Origin of the sequence: Micromonospora sp. NPDC048843 (assembly GCF_040649965.1) — a bacterium.
Taxonomy (GTDB): domain Bacteria; phylum Actinomycetota; class Actinomycetes; order Mycobacteriales; family Micromonosporaceae; genus Micromonospora; species Micromonospora hortensis.
Map to the genome: position 1 here is coordinate 1 of NZ_JBEZGJ010000021.1, position 15,615 is coordinate 15,615.

The window sequence follows — 15,615 nt, forward strand, 5'->3', positions numbered from 1 at the left end:
CTTGCCGGCGCCTCGGGCGAGGCTCTGGATGCCGGCCGCCATCGCTGCGCGACCCCGGCCGAGGTCAAGGGCTGACCGCAGCCGGTCAGAGCACCTTGCCCGGGTTGAGCAGGCCGGCCGGGTCGAGCGCCGACTTGATCGCCTGATGCACCCGGACACCGACCGGCCCGATCTCCCGGGCCAGCCAGTCCCGCTTGAGCAGCCCCACCCCGTGCTCGCCGGTGCACGTGCCGCCCAGGTCCAGGCCGAGCCGCATGATCTCGTCGAAGGCCCGCCGACCCCGTTCCACGCTCGCCGGGTCGGCCCGGTCGACGACGATGTTCGGGTGCATGTTGCCGTCCCCGGCGTGCCCCACCACGCCGATCGGCACCTCACACTCGACAGCGATCCGGGCGACCCCGTCCAGGAGCGCGGCGAGCGCGCCGCGCGGCACCGCCACGTCGTCGATCACCAGACCGCCGTTGCCGCCCGGGTAGGCGTCCGCCGCGAACTTCTCCATGGCCGGGTGGGCCAACCGGCGAGCCTGGAGCAGCGCCGCCGCCTCCACCGCGTCGGTGGCCGCGTAGACCTCGTCGGCGCCGACGGCCTCGCACACCTCGGCCAGCACGGCCAGATCGTCCGCCGCCCGGGAGCCGGTGTCGGCGGCGGCCAACAACAGGGCCTGCGCGTCGGTCCGCAACCCCATCGGCTGGTACGCCTCGATCGCCAGCAGGTGGGTCTGGTCCAGCAACTCCAGCAGGCTGGGAGTGAGCCCGCGAGCCGCGATCTCGGCCACCGCCGCGCCGGCCGTGGCGGTAGAGGGGAAGACCGCCACCAGGGTCAGCGAGTCGGCCGGGGCGGGCCGCAGCGCCACTGTCACCTCGGTGATCACGCCGAGGGTGCCCTCCGAACCGACGAACAGTCGGGTCAGGTCGTAGCCGGCCACCCCCTTGGCCGTACGCCGGCCGGTGCGCAGCACCTCACCGGAGGCGAGCACCACCTCCAGGCCGAGCACGTACTCGGTGGTCACTCCGTACTTCACACAGCACATGCCGCCGGCGTTGGTGGCCACGTTGCCGCCGATCGTGGACGACTGCCAGGAGCCGGGGTCCGGCGGGTACCAGAGGCCCTGTTTCGCCACCGCCCCGGCCAGCGCCGCGTTGACCACCCCGGGCTGGACCACAGCGATCCGGCTCACCGGGTCGATCTCCCGGATCTCGTTCATCGCGACGGTGCTGAGCACCACAGCGCCGTCCACAGCGTTCGCCGCGCCGGCCAGCCCGGTCCGCGCGCCCTGCGGCACCACTGGTACGCCGTGCCGCGCCGCCGCCTGGATCACGGCGACCACCTGCTCGGTGTCGCGCGGGCGGGTCACCACGAGCGGGACGCCGGCGGCGCACAGGTCGGCCTCGTCCCGCTGGTGCATGCGCAGCAGGTCCGGGTCGGTGAGCACGGCGTCGTCACCGAGCGCGGCGCGCAGGTCGTCGAGGAGCGCGGTGGGGGCCATGCAGCCGAGGCTAGGTCGCCGACCGGCGATCATCAACATGATCGACTGGGCGGGATAACTTGGGCACCATGCTCTACCTGGACCGGCCGGCCTGGCCGTGGCGCGGTCGGCTCTGGTCGCACCTGATCAGTGACGTCTCGTACGCCGAGCTGCACGCCTTCGCCGAGGCGCTCGGCGCGCCCCGGCGCGGCTTCGACCGGGACCACTACGACATCCCGGCGGACCGTTTCGCGGCGGCGGTGTGGCTCGGCGCCCAGGTGGTGCCGAGCCGGGAGCTGGTCCGGTTGCTCCGCGCCGCCGACCTGCGTCGGCCGAAGCACCTGGTCAACCAGCGTTCTTCGGCACCCCGGTGAGGGCGGTCAGCTCGCGGCGCACATTGTCCCGGGCGGGCTCCTCCCACCGGCTCGTCAGCGGTGGGCACCGGAACAGCGCGGGCAGCGACAGCAGGCCGGTCAACACGGCGGCCCGCCCAGCCCGGAAGGCCGGCTCCGGCACGTGGGCGTACTCGTGGCGGATCGCCGCCGCGTAACGGTCGTAGCGGGCCGGCGGGGCGGCCAGAACGGCCAGGTCCGCGTCGCAGAGCAGCGCGCCATCCCGGTCGTTCGGCGTCACCGTGTGCCCGGCGGTGAGCAGCACGAGCCGGCGCACCTCGGCCACCGTGGGCGCCGGCACTCCGAGCCCGGTGAGCACGCTCTCGGCCAGTGCGGCGCTGTCCCGTTCGTTGGCGTCGCCAGCGGCCCGGGGGTCGTAGACAGCGTCGTGGAACCAGGCCGCGAGCCGCACCGGGCCGGCATGAGCGGCCAGGTCGGCGTGCTGGTCCACCACATCGAGCACCGCCGTCAGGTGGGCCAGCGTGTGGTAGTGCCGGTGCGGCTCCCGCCACCGAACTATCAGTTGCTCCCCGGCCCTGGTCGTGGCCGGGTCTGGCCTCGCGCCGGCACCATGGGCCGCCGCCCGCCACCGATCCAACAGATCAACCACCGCCCGAGTCTCCCGCACTGGCCCGCGACGCGCGGGAAGGGAGGGTTCAGCGGGCCCACCACGGGTAGTCGCGCCCATGGCCGTGGCCCGGGACAAGCGACAGCCGATGGTGCGACGTACCGCGCTGCGCGACGGTTTGGTGGACATCGACGGCGCGCGGATCGCCGAGGCCACCGAACAACTGCGTCACCGCGGTCGCGCCACCCTGCACGATCGGCTGCACCGGGTACGGATGGCCGGCGGACTCGCCGTACAGGCCGGGCTGGCCGCCGGGCTCGCGTACCTGATCTCGCACAAGGTACTCGGCAACCCGCAACCGGTCTTCGCGCCGATCTCCGCGGTCGGCACCCTGGCCGCGTCGGTCGGTCAGCGGTTCCGTCGGACCATCGAGCTGATCGTCGGGGTGGGGGTCGGGGTAGCCGTCGGCGATCTCCTGATCTACCTGCTCGGCACCGGGGCGTGGCAGCTCGGCCTGGTGGTCACAGTGGCGATCCTGCTCACCATCTTCGCCGGAGCGAGCGTGGCCATCGTCATCCAGGCGGCGGCCACGGCGGTGCTGATCGTGACGCTGAGCCCGTCGACCCAGAACCTAGAGATCCCCCGCTTCGTCGACGCGTTCCTCGGCGGTGGGATCGCGCTGCTGGTCACGGCGGTGCTGCTGCCACTGAACCCGCTCCGAGTTATCAACCGGGCGGCCCGCCCCGCCCTGGACCTGCTCGCCGCCCAGCTCGACGCCACCGCCGACGGGCTGCGCAACCGGAATCGCGCCACCATTCAGGGCGCACTGGAGAGGCTGCGCAACAACAAGGAGGAGCTGGCCACGTTGGGCGAGGCGATCGAGGGGGCCAAGGAGACCGCGACCCTCTCCCCGGCCCGCTGGCACCGCCGCGACGAACTGACCCACTACGCCGAGGCGGCCGACCCGATCGACAGGGCGATGCGCAACAGCGGCACGCTGATCCGCCGGTCCGTCACGCTGGTCGAGGACGAGGAACCGGTGCCCGACCCGATGCCGGACGCGATCGGCCACCTCGCCGAGTCGGTCCGGCTGCTCAAGCACGAGTTCGCCGCCGGTGAGGAGCCGGAGAAGGCCCGGGAGCGGTCGTTGCGGGCGGTCAGCGAGGCCGGCCGGGCGTACGGCGCCGGGGTGGGCTTCTCCGGCAGCGTGGTGATCGCCCAGATCCGGACGACCGCGAGCGACCTGCTGGTCGCCTCCGGGATCGAGCAGGAGGAGGCGAACCGGTGGATCCGCACCGCCTTCGGAGAGCAGGAGCGCCCGGTCGGTGAGCCTGCCGAGCACGACGAGGCGCCGAAGCCACCCACCGCCCCGCCGGTCGGCTGAACGCCGGCCTCAGCCCAGCTCGGCCAGCGCCGCGAGCAGCCGGTCCACCTCAGCGGCCGTGCTGCCCAGCCCGATGCTGGCACGCAGTGCGGTGGGCGGCAGGTCCCGCCGGCCGGTACGCCCCGCCGCCTCGCCGAGCAGACGCCGGGCCAGCGGGTGGGCACAGAACAACCCGTCCCGTACGCCGATGTGGTGCTCGGCCGCCAGCCGGGTGGCCACAGCGGTGGAGTCCCAGCCGGCGACCACGAACGAGACGATGCCGACCCGGGGCGCGTCCGGGCCGAAGGTGCGCAGCTCGACGACGTGCGGCAGGGCGGCGAGGCCGGTCCGTAGCCGGGCCAGCAGGGCCTGCTCGTGGGCGGCCAGCGCGCCCTGGTCCGCCTCGTCGAGCGCCTTGCACACGGCCGCCAGCGCTACCGCTCCGAGCAGGTTCGGGGTGCCGCCCTCGTGTCGGGCCGGGCCGGTCGCCCAGGTCACGTCGTGGGTGGCCGGCCCGACGTGGCTGGTGGCGCCACCGCCAGCCAGGTAGGGCGGGGCGGCGTCCAGCCAGTCGGCCCGACCGATCAGCACGCCCGCGCCGAACGGCGCGTACAGCTTGTGGCCGGACACCGCCAGGTAGTCGACGTCGAGCGCGAGCAGGTCGACCGGGGCGTGCGGGGCTAGCTGCGCGGCGTCGAGCACGATCCGGGCGCCGTGCCGGTGGGCCACCCGCGCCAGTTCGGCGACCGGCCACCGCTCACCTGTCACGTTGCTCGCACCGGTCACCGCGACCAGCACCGGCAATGCCGGGCTGCTGCCCCGGCGCAGCTCGGTGAGGGCGGCGGCGAGATCGCGTACCGCCCCGTCGGGGTCGCTGGGCACCGGAAGACGCACCGACCCGCGCGGCCAGGGCAGCAGGTTGGCATGGTGTTCGCCGGCGAAAGTGACAACGGTGGTGCCGGCCGGCACGGCCCGCGCCAGCAGGTTGAGCGCGTCGGTGGTGTTGCGGGTGAAGATCACATGATCGTCGGCGCGAGCGCCGAAGAAGTCGCCGATCGTCTGCCGGGCCTGCTCGTACGCGAGGGTGCAGCGCCGCGACAGCGCTCCCGCTCCGCGATGCACGCTGGCGTACCAGGGCAGCAGCTCGGCCACCGCGTCGGCGGCGGCCCGCGCGCACGGCGCACTGGCCGCGTAGTCCAGGTTGACCTCGCCGGGCACGCCGAGGACGTCGAGGGGCGCGGACGGCACCGACGGCACCGTGGGCAGGCTGGGCAGCGAGGGGACGAGAGTGACGGACACGCCGGAACCTCCGGGGTCAGGGACCCCGGGTGCGACATCGGGACGGGGTCCGCGCTTGCCCAGCACACCGATCGGGCTGGGCCCGGTCATCACCCGGGGCACCCCACCGCGAACTCGACGAGGGTTGCCGGCCAGCAAGCCGGGGCTGAACGCTGGCACTCGTGACCTGCCGGCAGCATAGCGGCTACCGATGCGACCAAACCAGCCGGCGGCGGATGGCTACGCTGACCGCATGGCCGACACCCCGCCCGGTTCACCGCTGCCGCAGTCGCCCGCCGCCGCGCCTGCGCCCGCCGTCCCGCCCACGGGTGAGACGCCCCGGATGCCGCTGCGCCGACTGGGCTGGCGGCGGTTCCTGGTGCTGGCCGGGGTGGTGCTGTTGATCGCGGCGTGCGCGGTCTTCATGGTCTTCACGCTCGGCCAGTCGCTCGGTGTGCAGGCCCTGCTGATCGGGGTGGTCGCCGCCATCCTGCCGGTGCCGGTGCTGGTCGGCTGTTTCCTCTGGCTGGACCGGTACGAACCGGAGCCGCTGAAGTATCTGATCTTCTGCTTTGCCTGGGGTGCGTTCGTCTCCACCGCCGCCTCGCTCACCGTCAACGACTTCGCGGCCAACCGCTTCGCCGACTGGGGCCTGCCGTCCGCGCTCACCGGGGTGCTGGTGGCGCCGTTCATCGAGGAGCTGACCAAGGCGCTGGGCCCGATCCTGCTGCTGGTGTTCCGCCGCCGCGAGTGGTCGGGGATCACCGACGGCCTGGTCTACTGCGGGCTCGCCGCGGTCGGGTTCGCGATGGTGGAGAACATCCTCTACCTGGGCGGTTTGGGGTACGCGTCCGGCGCCGACCGGTACGGCCCGGCCACCGGCATCCAGCAGGTCATCGCGATCTTCATCCTGCGGATCCTGCTGTTCGGGTTCGCCCATCCCCTTTTCACGGCGATGACCGGTGTGGGGTTGGGTATCGCCTCCCGGACGGCCGACCGGCGCATCCGGGTGCTCGCCCCGATCGCCGGCCTTCTGCTGGCGATGATGCTGCACGGCACGTGGAACCTGCTGCCCACGCTGACCCAGGCCACCGGCGAGGCCATGATCATGCTGTACGGCTTCCTGGGCCTCATGGTGCCTGTCTTCTTCGGCACAGTGGGGCTGGCGCTGTGGCTGCGTGCCTGGGAGGGGCGGCTCACCGAGCGGGTCCTACCCGACTACGTCCGCGCCGGCTGGCTCAGCCCGCCCGAGGTGGCCGCCCTGAGCAGTCTCGGCCGGCGGCACGCCGCCCGCAGTTGGGCGCGGCGGGTGGCCGGCGACGCCGGGGTGCGGGCGATGCGGGGTTACCAGTCCGCGGCGACCCGGCTGGCACTGCTGCGCGACGGGACGCTGCGCGGCCTGGACCGCAAACCCGCCGACCAGGAGCGGACCGCTCGCGAGGAGCGGGAGATGCTGGACGCGATCATCGAGTACCGGTCGTTCTTCGTGGGTAGGGACCCGCAGGCCCCGGCGGGAGTCTGGGACGGCAGCCGCTACCACCTGCGCTTCCCGGACGGCACGCAGCGCGCGGTGGACGCGCCGGACGAGCCGGTGGTGCCGATCCCTGTGGTGCTGGCTCCCGCCCCGGCTCCGGTGGGGTACGCCCCGCCCGGTTGGCCCGGCCTGCGCCCGGCGTCTCCGTGGCCGCCGACGCACCAGTGACAGCTGCGGCCCGCGACCTGGCTGCTGACCGCACTGCTGACGGCAGGTCAGCAGTGCGGGCTCAGGTCATCAGCGAGGTGAGGAAGTCACCGAGGCCCTGGAACATCGCTATCAGCGCGGCCCCGATCGCCCGGAACATCTGCGCGGCGCCGTCCGGCCGAAAGGCCATGAAGTAGATCAGGAACGCGACACTGCCCCAGGTCAACAGCTTCTTCACGAATACCGGCATCGTCCCTCCCCAGGGCCACGGTCGCCGGATGGCTTCCCGTCGTGCGGCTGGGCAAACGGTGCGCGACGGGGCCTGAGGGCCGGGGGAGGTGCGTCAGAGGTAGAGGCCGGTCGAGTCGTTCTCGATCCGCTCGGCGGCCACGGCGTGCACGTCCCGCTCCCGCAGCAGCACGTAACCGCGGCCGTGCAGCTCGACCTCGGAGCGCTCGTCCGGGTCGAAGAGAACCCGGTCGCCGGAGACGATGGCGCGCACGTTCGGCCCCACCCCGACCGCTGTGGCCCAGGCGAGGCGCTTGCCGACCGCGGCGGTCGCCGGGATGACGATGCCAGCGGTGGAGCGGCGTTCGCCCTCGCTGCCCTCCATCCGCACCAGCACACGGTCGTGCAGCAGGCGGATCGGCAGGCCGGCGTCGAGATCGTTGTCGGCGGTCACGTCGCAGACGCTACCGTGTGGCCGACGGTGGCCGGCCGGTGGTTACGCCGGAGGTGGTCGGGGCATTGTGTGGCGGAACCGCCCTACGGTGTCGGGAACGGACGTATGCTGTCCGACCTGTCGCCGTCGGCGGGCCGGGTTTTCTGCCAGGAGGTGCGCTTGAGCCGCTTCGAGCGGGTACGCGGGCGGCTTCGCCGCGCCTACCAGTCACGACAGGAGTCGGCGCGCGCCGACGAGGGCGTCTCCAGTGACGCGTTGAACGACGCGTCGGAGGCGGCCCGGGTGGCGTCGCCGGCAGTGCCGGGGCCGACCGCGCCTCCGAGCGCCACGGTCTACGGCGCGGAACCTCCGGTGGACCTGCACAGCTCCACCTCCAGCCGGGACGACGCCGACGTGCCGCACGGGCTGCGGATCGCCGCCGCGTGGTGTTGGCGACTGATCGTGATCGGCGTGGTGGCCTGGGCGCTGCTGAGGATCGTCGGCACGGTCAAGATCGTGATCATTCCGCTGGCCATCGCGCTGCTGCTCTCCGCGCTGCTCGCCCCGGCGGTGGGCTGGCTGCTGCGGGCCCGGTTCCCCCGGTCGCTGGCGACGGCGGTGGTGCTGGTCGGCGGCCTGGCCGCGGTGATCGGCACGCTGACGCTGGTGGTCAACGAGTTCATTCGTGGTGTACCGGAACTGAGCGAGAAGTCCTCCGAGGGCGTCCGGCAGATCCAGAACTGGCTGAAGACAGGCCCGCTGCACCTCTCCGACGGGCAACTCGACCGCTACATCGACGAGGCGCAGAGCTGGATCAACAACAACACCTCGAGGTTCACCAGCGGCGCGTTGAGCACCGCCGCGACGTTGGCCGAGGTGCTGACCGGCACGCTGCTGGTGCTCTTCGCGACGTTCTTCTTCCTGCGTGACGGCAACCGGATCTGGCGTTTCCTGGTCCGGTTGCTGCCGGTGGCCGCACGGTGGAAGGTCGACGACGCGGGCCGCGCCTCCTGGCAGACGCTTGTCGCCTACGTTCGCGCGACAGTGCTGGTCGCCTTCATCGACGCGGTCGGCATCGGCATCTTCCTCGTCGTCTTCGACATCCCGTTCGCCTTCCCGCTGGCCGCGCTGGTCTTCCTGGGCGCGTTCATCCCGATCGTCGGTGCGGCGCTCTCCGGTGGCGTGGCGGTGCTGGTGGCACTCGTCGACAGCGGCCCGGTCACCGCGTTGATCATTCTCGGCGCGGTGATCGGCGTCCAGCAGATCGAGGGGCACGTGCTCCAGCCGCTGATCATGGGCCGGGCGGTTGCCCTGCACCCACTCGCGGTGATCATCGGCATCGCCGCCGGTGTCGTACTCGCCGGCATCACCGGCGCGCTGGTCTCCGTGCCGCTCATCGCGGTGCTGAACACAGCGGTCCGCCGGCTTGCCGCCCGCAGGGTGCCGGACACCCCGCCCGACGCCGTGGTCGTCGCCTCCCAGGCCCCCTAGACCCGGCGCGGGTCAGGACTTGGCCAGGCGTTCCAGGGCGCCGCGGGCCACCTCGGGACGGGTCGTGTACCAGAACGGGGGCAGCGAGCGGCGCAGGAACGGTCCGTAGCCACGGGCCGTCTCCAGCCGGGAGTCGAGCACCGCGACCACGCCCCGGTCACCGGTCGCCCTGATCAGCCGGCCCACACCCTGAGCCAGCCGCACCGCGGCGATCGGCACGCTGACCGCCGCGAAGCCGGAGCCGCCGCCCGCGTCCACCGCCGCCGCGCGGGCCGCCGCCAACGGTTCGTCAGGGCGGGGAAACGGCAGCCGGTCGATGACGACGAGCTGGCAGGCGTCGCCCGGCACATCCACTCCCTGCCAGAGCGACATCACGCCGAACAGGCAACTGGCGCGCTCCTCGCGGAAGCGACGCACCAGCAGCGGCAGCGCCTCCTCGCCCTGGAGCAGCACCGGGAGGTCGGTCCGCGCGCGCACCAGCTCCGCCGCCTGCTGCGCGGCCCGCCGGGAGGAGAAGAGCCCGAGAGTACGACCACCGAGCGCCTCGACCAGCCCGAGCAGTTCCTCTCCGGCAGCCTCGGGCAGCCCGGAGACGCTGGGGCGGGGGAGGTGCGCGGCGACGTACAGGATGCCCTGCCGGGCGTAGTCGAACGGCGAACCGACGTCGAGTGACCGCCACCCGGGGCCCTCGGTGGCCGGGACGACGGCGTTCGGTGTGACGTCGCCGGCGAGGCGACGGCCCGGCGCCTCGGCAGCCGGCCGGCCGGGGCCGGTGCGGGCGGCCAGTGCGGCCGCGGCGGGGGTCGGCGGGGCGGGCGGTGGCGCGTCCAGCCCGAGGGCGCGGGCGACAGTGTCGAACCGGCCGCCCAGCGCCAGTGTCGCCGAGGTGGCCACTACCGTGCGTTCGTCGTACAGGTGGGTGGCGAGGGTGCCGGCCACCGACAGCGGCGCGACCACCAGTGCCCGGCGGTTGCCGCTGTCGTTCTTCTCCACCCAGGCCACGTCGTGGTCGCCCTCCTCCAGTAGCCGCTGCGCTGTGGTGGAGAGCTCGTCCAGGGCGGCCTTGGCCTGCTGCTTGCGGACCGGGTCGGGGTCGTCGGACTTGATGTCGCCGATCGCGTCGAGGGCGGAGCGGGTCGCCGCGTCGAGCAGCGTGCACGCCTCCCGCAGTGGCGTCGGCAGCCCGGCGGTGATCCGCCCGGCCGGCGCCTCGGCCAGCCCGACCGCCAGGGCGTCGCCGGCGGCGGTGAGCGCCTCGGCGGTCTCCGGGCGCAGCAGCGTACGGGCCCGCCGGGTGGTCCGGTCGATCAACTCCGGCACCAGCTCCGCCTGGGCGGCGGAGGAGACCCGGTCGGCCAGCTCGTGCGCCTCGTCGACGATGAGCAGCTTGTGCGGCGGCACGATGTGCCGGTCGGCGAGCATGTCGACAGCGAGCAGGCTGTGGTTGGTCACCACGATGTCGGCCTCCCGGGCGCGGGCTCGCGACGCCTCGGCGAAGCACTCCTGCCCGAACGGGCAACGGGCCGCGCCGACGCACTCGCGGGCCGGCATCGACACCAGCCGCCAGGCCTGGTCCTCGACGCCCGGGTCCAGCTCGTCCCGGTCGCCGGTGGCGGTCTTCTCGGCCCAGTCGCGCAGCCGCTCGACCTGTTTGCCCAGCCGGCCCGCCTCACCGAGCCACTTCGTCCCGCCGCCGGGGCGCGCCGCGGGGGCGTCGAAGAGGGTGTCCTCCGGCTCCTCCTCGGTGGAGTTGTCCAGTCGGGCGAGGCAGAGGTAGTGGTGGCGGCCCTTGAGCACGGCGAAGGTGGGCCGACGGCCGAGCACCGGCTCGACCGCGTCGGCGAGCCGAGGCAGGTCGTGGTCGACCAGCTGGGACTGCAACGCCAGGGTGGCAGTGGAGACCACCACCGGGCCGTCCACAGTGAGCGCCGGCGCGAGGTACGCCAGCGACTTGCCGGTGCCGGTGCCCGCCTGCACGAGCAGATGCTCGCCGCCGGCCACGCACTCCTCGATCGCAGTGGTCATCTGCAACTGGCCGGGGCGCTCCGCGCCGCCGGGCACCGCGCCGACCGCCGCCGCCAGCAGCTCGGTGCCACTGGGTCGGGCACCCCGCCGCCGGCCCTTGGCACGGGCCGACGGGGTGGCGGAACCGGTGGCGGTGCGGGGCGGAGTCACCGTGCGACGGTACCCGGCGCCGCCGACACCGACCGCGCCCATCCGCCGCGTGGCGCGATGCCGACCGGACCGGGCGTTGCGGCCGACCCCGTCCGGTTACGGCCGCGCTACGACGCGTTGGGCTGTATCGGTTAGGGTGCGAATCATGCCGAGCGACATGGTCCGCGTGATCTACCGCAAGTACGACGGCAGCGCCCACCGCGACTACCCGGCCCGCCGGCTCACCGAGGACGATCTCGGCATCTGGCTCGGCGTGCCCGAGGGCACCGAGTCGGTCTACCACGGCCGGCCCTCGGTGGAGAAGATCCCGTTCGTGCTGTTGGTGCCACACCGCGCCTGGTGGACGGCCATGTTCAACCCCCCGCCCCGCACCAGCGAGGTCTACTGCGACATCACGACCCCGGCCCGGTGGGAGTCCGACGACACCGTCCACCTGATCGACCTGGACCTGGACGTCGTCCGGCGTCGGGCCACCGGCCTGGTGGAGTTGCTCGACGAGGACGAGTTCGCCGAGCACCGGGCCCGGTTCGGCTACCCGGACGACGTGGTGGCCGAGGCCGAGGCCGCAGCACAGCGGCTCTTGGGGGCCCTGGGCGACGGCACCGAGCCGTTCGCCACCGCGTACCGCAAGTGGTTGGCTCTGGTGGTCTGAGGCCGCACGCCCGTTCGGGCCGGCTCACCAGCGTGGAGGCCAGCCGTCGTCGGCGTTCAGCGGCGGCAGGTCGGTCAGCTTCTCCGGGTTGAGTTGGTTGTAGATGGCGGTGATCCGGCCCTGGTCGACAGCGAACGCGGTGACCAGGCGGATCGGTCGCCCGTCGCTGTGCGTCGTCTCCAGCTGTAGGCCGAGGATGCCGTCGACGAGCACGGGCCGAGCCAGCACCCGGTCGGTGTACCGGCCGGTCCGGCCGAACAGGCCGAGCGTGAGGCGAGCCACGGAGTCCGCGCCGAGCACCGGCCAGCGGGCGGTCGGGAAGTGCCCGCCGGAGTCGCCGACGAAGACGACGTCCGGCGCGAGCACCTGGAGCAGTTGGTCCAACTCGCCGGACTCGGTGGCGGCGACGAACGCCTTGAGCACCCGACGTTGCTCGGCCGGGTCGGCGGTGTGCCGGGGTACGTCCGCCGAGGTGACCGCCCGTCGGGCCCGTGAGGCGAGCTGCCGGGCCGCCACCTCGGTGGTGCCGAGCACCCCAGCGACCCTTGCGAACGGCAGCGCGAACACGTCGTGCAGCACGAGGGCGACCCGTTGCTCCGGCGCGAGCCGCTCCAGCACCACCAGCAGCGCCGTGCCGACCTCGTCGGTGCGCACCGCCCGCTCCGCCGGGTCGGGCGCGTAGCCGTCGGCCGGCGACCGGCCGCCCAACGGGCTCACCACCGGCTCCGGCAGCCACTGCCCCGGGTACGCCTCCCGGCGGACCCGGGCCGAGCGGAGCACGTCCAGGCAGATCCGAGCGCAGGCGGTGGTCAGCCACGCGGACAGCTCCCGGATCTCGGCGCGGGCCGCCGGGTCGGCCAGCGCCCCGGCGTAGCGCAGCCAGGTCTCCTGCACGGCGTCCTCCGCCTCGCTGCGGCTGCCCAGCATCCGGTGGGCCACCGCGAGCAGCCGGCCCCGCTCGGCCTCGAACTCCGTCGCCAGCTCCCGCACGACCCCCCACCCCTTCCGGTCGGCGTCCCGGCCTACATCCTCCCGCCGAGTGGGCCCGCCGGCAGCCCCGAAACGGCCCGGTGGACGGTGCCTGCCGTGGGCGCAGGTCGGTTGGTGCCGATCAGCGGGCCCGGGTTCGGAGGTGGGCCTCGGCGGGCGGAACGGCTGTGGGTGGGCGATGATCCGTGCATGAGCGCACCCCAGCAAGGGCAGATCGTGGCACCGGACGGCGGTTCCGTGCGGGACCTGCTGCGGGTCACCGCGCCGGTGGATCTCGGCGCGATCGATCAGCGGTCCATGCCCGGCCTGCCGGAGCCCGCGGGCCGCGGCGAGCACCGGAAGACCTGGGCGCGGGAGCAGGTGGAACTGGTCGGCGAGGAGTTGGGTCGGCAACAGGAGATGCTCTTCGCGATGGCCAAGACCGGGTCGGAGCGGCCGGCGCACCGGGTGCTGCTGGTGCTCCAGGCCATGGACTGCGGCGGCAAGGACGGCACGATCAAGCGGGTGGCCGGCGCGATGAACCCGCTGGGCCTGCACATCCGCTCGTTCGGGCCGCCGACCCGTCAGGAGCTGCGGCACGACTTCCTCTGGCGGATTCGCCGGGAGCTGCCACCGCCGGGGTACGTGGGGATGTTCAACCGTTCGCACTACGAGGACGTGTTGATCGCCCGGGTCGGCTCGCTGGTGCCGGAGACGACCTGGCGAGCCCGCTACGACGAGATCAACTCGTTCGAGCAGGAGCTGACCGAGGGCGGCGTCACCCTGATCAAGGTGATGCTGCACATCTCGTACGTCGAGCAGGGCAAGCGCCTGATGGACCGGCTCACCGACCCGCGTAAGCACTGGAAGTACAACCCCTCCGACATCGACTCGCGAGGGCACTGGGACGACTATCAGGCCGCGTACGCCGAGGCCCTGAGCCGGTGCGGCACGGACGCCGCGCCCTGGTTCGTGGTGCCGGCGGACCGCAAGTGGTACCGGGACTGGGCGGTGGCCCACCTGCTGCGTGAGACGTTCGACACGCTCCGTCTCGGGTATCCGGCTGCCGATTTCGACGTTGCACGGGAGCGGAAGCGCCTGCTGGCTGGGGGAGTGGGTGCGGGTGGGGCGGCCGAGATGAACGGCAGGTGAACGAGCGGTGAATGGTGCCTGGCCAGGGGTGGGCCGGCGAATTCGCGGTTCTGGCGTTTCCTAGCATTCACCGAGCGGGCGCTCTCGGGTGCCGCCACCCTTCCACCGACGCGACGAGGTCTGTGCTGTGAAGTTTTCCTTCCGCCCCACCGAGGGCGCCTTCTACGAGCTCTTCACCAGGGCCGCGCAGAACCTGGTCCGGGGCACGGCGCTGCTCAACGAGCTGGCCCTGCCCGGCGTGGACGTGCAGTCCGTCAGTGAGCGGCTCACCGAGGTCGAGCACGACAGCGACCAGATCACCCACGACCTGTACAAGAAGATCAACTCGACCTTCATCACCCCGTTCGACCGGGAGGACATCTACCGGCTCGGCTCGCTGCTGGACGACGTGATGGACCACCTGGAAGCGGTCGGCGACCTGCTCTACCTGTACGGGCTGACCGAGCTTCCGGCGCTGCCCCGCGAGCTGCACGAGATGGTCAACGTGCTCGACCAGCAGGCCAAGCTGACCGCCGACGCGATGCCCCGGCTCAAGTCGATGAAGGATCTCGAGGACTACTGGATCGAGTGCAACCGGTTGGAGAACGAGGGCGACCGGATCAACCGGCAGCTGCTCGTCCGCCTGTTCTCCGGTGAGTACGACGCGTTGACGGTGCTGAAGATGAAGGAGGTCGCCGACGAGCTGGAGGCCGCCTGCGACGCCTTCGAGCACGTGGCCAACACCGTCGAGACCATCGCCGTCAAGGAGTCCTGAGCCGGTGTCCCCTGAACTCATCGCCGTACTGGCGGTGATCGCGGTGGCCCTGGCGTTCGACTACACCAACGGCTTCCACGACGCCGCCAACGCGATCGCGACAAGCGTCTCCACCCGGGCGCTGACCCCTCGGATCGCCCTCGGGCTCGCCGCAGTCGGCAACTTCGTCGGCGCCCACTTCGGCGCCGGCGTGGCCAAGACCGTCGGCGACGGCCTGGTCACCCTCCCCACCGGGGTGAGCAGCCTCGGTGTGGTCTTCGCCGGGGTGCTCGGGGCGATCGCCTGGAACCTGATCACCTGGTACTTCGGTCTGCCCTCGTCGTCCTCGCACGCACTCTTCGGCGGCCTGGTCGGCGCGACCCTGCTGTCTGCCGGCGGCATCGTGCAGTGGGTCAACATCGGCGAGAAGGTGCTGCTGCCGATGGTGCTGTCGCCGATCGTCGGCCTCACCCTCGGTTACCTGCTGATGCTGGCCATCCTGTGGCTGTTCAGGAAGGGGCAGCCGGGCAAGCTCAACCGGGGCTTCCGCTGGGCGCAGACCGCCTCGGCGGCCGCCATGTCGGTCGGCCACGGCATGCAGGACGCCGCCAAGACCATGGGCATCGTGGTGCTGGCGCTCTACACCGGTGGTTTCCAGGAGAGCAAGACGCACATCCCGGGCTGGGTGTTCTGGACCTCGGCGACGATGCTCGCCCTCGGCACGTACGCCGGCGGCTGGCGAATCATCCGTACCCTCGGTCGCAAGATCATCGATCTGGGACCGCCGGAGGGCTTCGCCGCCGAGACCGTCGCCAGCGCGGTGCTCTACTTCAACGCGCTGGTGCTGAAGGCGCCCATCTCCACCACCCACACCATCACCTCGGCGATCATGGGTGTGGGCGCTACCAAGCGACTCTCCGCGGTTCGCTGGAACGTGGCCGGCAACATCGTGCTCGCCTGGATCATCACGTTCCCGGCCTCCGCGCTGATCGCGTGCGTCACGTACCTGCTGGTCCGACCGCTCTTCGGCTGAGT

The 15,615-nt window shown here is 72.6% G+C and carries 15 protein-coding genes and 1 riboswitch; of the genes, 8 read left to right on the forward strand and 7 right to left on the reverse strand.

Translation table 11 applies throughout. From position 1 onward, the window contains the following. Window positions 1-85: 85 nt before the first annotated feature. Window positions 86-1,486 carry an FAD-linked oxidase C-terminal domain-containing protein gene (locus AB0C20_RS07690; protein WP_357567611.1) on the reverse strand — a complete coding sequence of 467 codons (1,401 nt, stop codon included), beginning with the start codon at window positions 1,484-1,486 and terminating at the stop codon, window positions 86-88. Window positions 1,487-1,554: 68 nt separating this feature from the next. On the opposite strand from AB0C20_RS07690, the gene AB0C20_RS07695 reads away from it, so the two are divergent. Then, window positions 1,555-1,839 carry a DUF4031 domain-containing protein gene (locus tag AB0C20_RS07695; protein ID WP_357183734.1) on the forward strand — a complete coding sequence of 95 codons (285 nt, stop codon included), beginning with the start codon at window positions 1,555-1,557 and terminating at the stop codon, window positions 1,837-1,839. Here AB0C20_RS07695 and AB0C20_RS07700 read toward each other — a convergent pair. Then, window positions 1,811-2,467: a metal-dependent phosphohydrolase gene (locus AB0C20_RS07700; RefSeq protein ID WP_357567612.1), complete on the reverse strand. Its 657-nt coding sequence runs from the start codon at window positions 2,465-2,467 to the stop codon at window positions 1,811-1,813. The two genes, AB0C20_RS07695 and AB0C20_RS07700, sit on opposite strands and share 29 nt — an antisense overlap. A 106-nt stretch (window positions 2,468-2,573) precedes the next feature. Here AB0C20_RS07700 and AB0C20_RS07705 point away from each other — a divergent pair, with 106 nt between their 5' ends. Further along, complete coding sequence (locus tag AB0C20_RS07705; RefSeq protein WP_357183741.1) at window positions 2,574-3,809, forward strand: FUSC family protein; 1,236 nt, start codon at window positions 2,574-2,576, stop codon at window positions 3,807-3,809. Between the two features lie 9 nt (window positions 3,810-3,818). On the opposite strand, the gene AB0C20_RS07710 is transcribed toward AB0C20_RS07705, so the two are convergent. Then, window positions 3,819-5,063, reverse strand: a complete 1,245-nt coding sequence (locus AB0C20_RS07710) for an aminotransferase class V-fold PLP-dependent enzyme (RefSeq protein WP_357183926.1) — start codon at window positions 5,061-5,063, stop codon at window positions 3,819-3,821. A 70-nt stretch (window positions 5,064-5,133) separates the two neighbouring features. After that, window positions 5,134-5,254: riboswitch (SAM riboswitch) on the reverse strand. 23 nt (window positions 5,255-5,277) lie between these two features. Between AB0C20_RS07710 and AB0C20_RS07715 the strand changes: the two genes are divergently transcribed. Beyond that, complete coding sequence (locus AB0C20_RS07715; protein ID WP_357183744.1) at window positions 5,278-6,768, forward strand: PrsW family intramembrane metalloprotease; 1,491 nt, start codon at window positions 5,278-5,280, stop codon at window positions 6,766-6,768. A 61-nt stretch (window positions 6,769-6,829) separates the two neighbouring features. On the opposite strand, the gene AB0C20_RS07720 is transcribed toward AB0C20_RS07715, so the two are convergent. Both AB0C20_RS07720 and AB0C20_RS07725 read right to left on the reverse strand, forming a co-directional pair. Then, window positions 6,830-6,997, reverse strand: a complete 168-nt coding sequence (locus tag AB0C20_RS07720) for a hypothetical protein (protein ID WP_167337262.1) — start codon at window positions 6,995-6,997, stop codon at window positions 6,830-6,832. A gap of 93 nt (window positions 6,998-7,090) precedes the next feature. Next, complete coding sequence (locus tag AB0C20_RS07725) at window positions 7,091-7,429, reverse strand: co-chaperone GroES (protein WP_091402887.1); 339 nt, start codon at window positions 7,427-7,429, stop codon at window positions 7,091-7,093. A gap of 105 nt (window positions 7,430-7,534) precedes the next feature. Between AB0C20_RS07725 and AB0C20_RS07730 the strand changes: the two genes are divergently transcribed. Beyond that, the gene (locus tag AB0C20_RS07730; protein ID WP_357183749.1) at window positions 7,535-8,899 is read left to right on the forward strand and encodes an AI-2E family transporter; all 1,365 of its coding nucleotides are present in this window, start codon (window positions 7,535-7,537) and stop codon (window positions 8,897-8,899) included. A 12-nt stretch (window positions 8,900-8,911) separates the two neighbouring features. Here AB0C20_RS07730 and AB0C20_RS07735 read toward each other — a convergent pair whose 3' ends face one another. Further along, window positions 8,912-11,116, reverse strand: coding sequence for an ATP-dependent DNA helicase (locus tag AB0C20_RS07735; protein WP_357183752.1), 2,205 nt, complete (start codon window positions 11,114-11,116; stop codon window positions 8,912-8,914). 103 nt (window positions 11,117-11,219) lie between these two features. Here AB0C20_RS07735 and AB0C20_RS07740 point away from each other — a divergent pair, with 103 nt between their 5' ends. Continuing rightward, a complete protein-coding gene (locus AB0C20_RS07740) occupies window positions 11,220-11,726 on the forward strand; it encodes a DUF402 domain-containing protein (protein ID WP_328651966.1) in 507 nt (168 codons plus the stop codon). Between the two features lie 24 nt (window positions 11,727-11,750). Here the strand turns inward: AB0C20_RS07740 and sigJ are convergent, their stop codons facing one another. Then, a complete protein-coding gene (gene sigJ, locus AB0C20_RS07745) occupies window positions 11,751-12,716 on the reverse strand; it encodes an RNA polymerase sigma factor SigJ (RefSeq protein WP_357183757.1) in 966 nt (321 codons plus the stop codon). A gap of 189 nt (window positions 12,717-12,905) precedes the next feature. Between sigJ and AB0C20_RS07750 the strand changes: the two genes are divergently transcribed. The 3 genes from AB0C20_RS07750 (at window position 12,906) to AB0C20_RS07760 (ending at window position 15,613) form a co-directional block, all read left to right on the forward strand. Then, a complete protein-coding gene (locus AB0C20_RS07750) occupies window positions 12,906-13,847 on the forward strand; it encodes a PPK2 family polyphosphate kinase (protein ID WP_357183760.1) in 942 nt (313 codons plus the stop codon). A 127-nt stretch (window positions 13,848-13,974) separates the two neighbouring features. After that, a complete protein-coding gene (locus AB0C20_RS07755) occupies window positions 13,975-14,601 on the forward strand; it encodes a DUF47 family protein (protein WP_053655020.1) in 627 nt (208 codons plus the stop codon). A 4-nt stretch (window positions 14,602-14,605) separates the two neighbouring features. Next, window positions 14,606-15,613: an inorganic phosphate transporter gene (locus AB0C20_RS07760; RefSeq protein WP_357183763.1), complete on the forward strand. Its 1,008-nt coding sequence runs from the start codon at window positions 14,606-14,608 to the stop codon at window positions 15,611-15,613. Window positions 15,614-15,615 lie beyond the last annotated feature (2 nt).

Excerpts from the sequence above, each read along its gene's own strand:
- AB0C20_RS07690 (WP_357567611.1), bottom strand. The coding sequence starts at position 1,486 with ATGGCCCCCACCGCGCTCCTCGACGACCTGCGCGCCGCGCTCGGTGAC.
- AB0C20_RS07695 (WP_357183734.1), top strand. The coding sequence starts at position 1,555 with ATGCTCTACCTGGACCGGCCGGCCTGGCCGTGGCGCGGTCGGCTCTGG.
- AB0C20_RS07705 (WP_357183741.1), top strand. The coding sequence starts at position 2,574 with ATGGTGCGACGTACCGCGCTGCGCGACGGTTTGGTGGACATCGACGGC.
- AB0C20_RS07715 (WP_357183744.1), top strand. The coding sequence starts at position 5,278 with ATGCGACCAAACCAGCCGGCGGCGGATGGCTACGCTGACCGCATGGCC.
- AB0C20_RS07720 (WP_167337262.1), bottom strand. The coding sequence starts at position 6,997 with ATGCCGGTATTCGTGAAGAAGCTGTTGACCTGGGGCAGTGTCGCGTTC.
- AB0C20_RS07730 (WP_357183749.1), top strand. The coding sequence starts at position 7,535 with ATGCTGTCCGACCTGTCGCCGTCGGCGGGCCGGGTTTTCTGCCAGGAG.
- AB0C20_RS07735 (WP_357183752.1), bottom strand. The coding sequence starts at position 11,116 with ATGGGCGCGGTCGGTGTCGGCGGCGCCGGGTACCGTCGCACGGTGACT.
- AB0C20_RS07740 (WP_328651966.1), top strand. The coding sequence starts at position 11,220 with ATGCCGAGCGACATGGTCCGCGTGATCTACCGCAAGTACGACGGCAGC.
- AB0C20_RS07750 (WP_357183760.1), top strand. The coding sequence starts at position 12,906 with ATGAGCGCACCCCAGCAAGGGCAGATCGTGGCACCGGACGGCGGTTCC.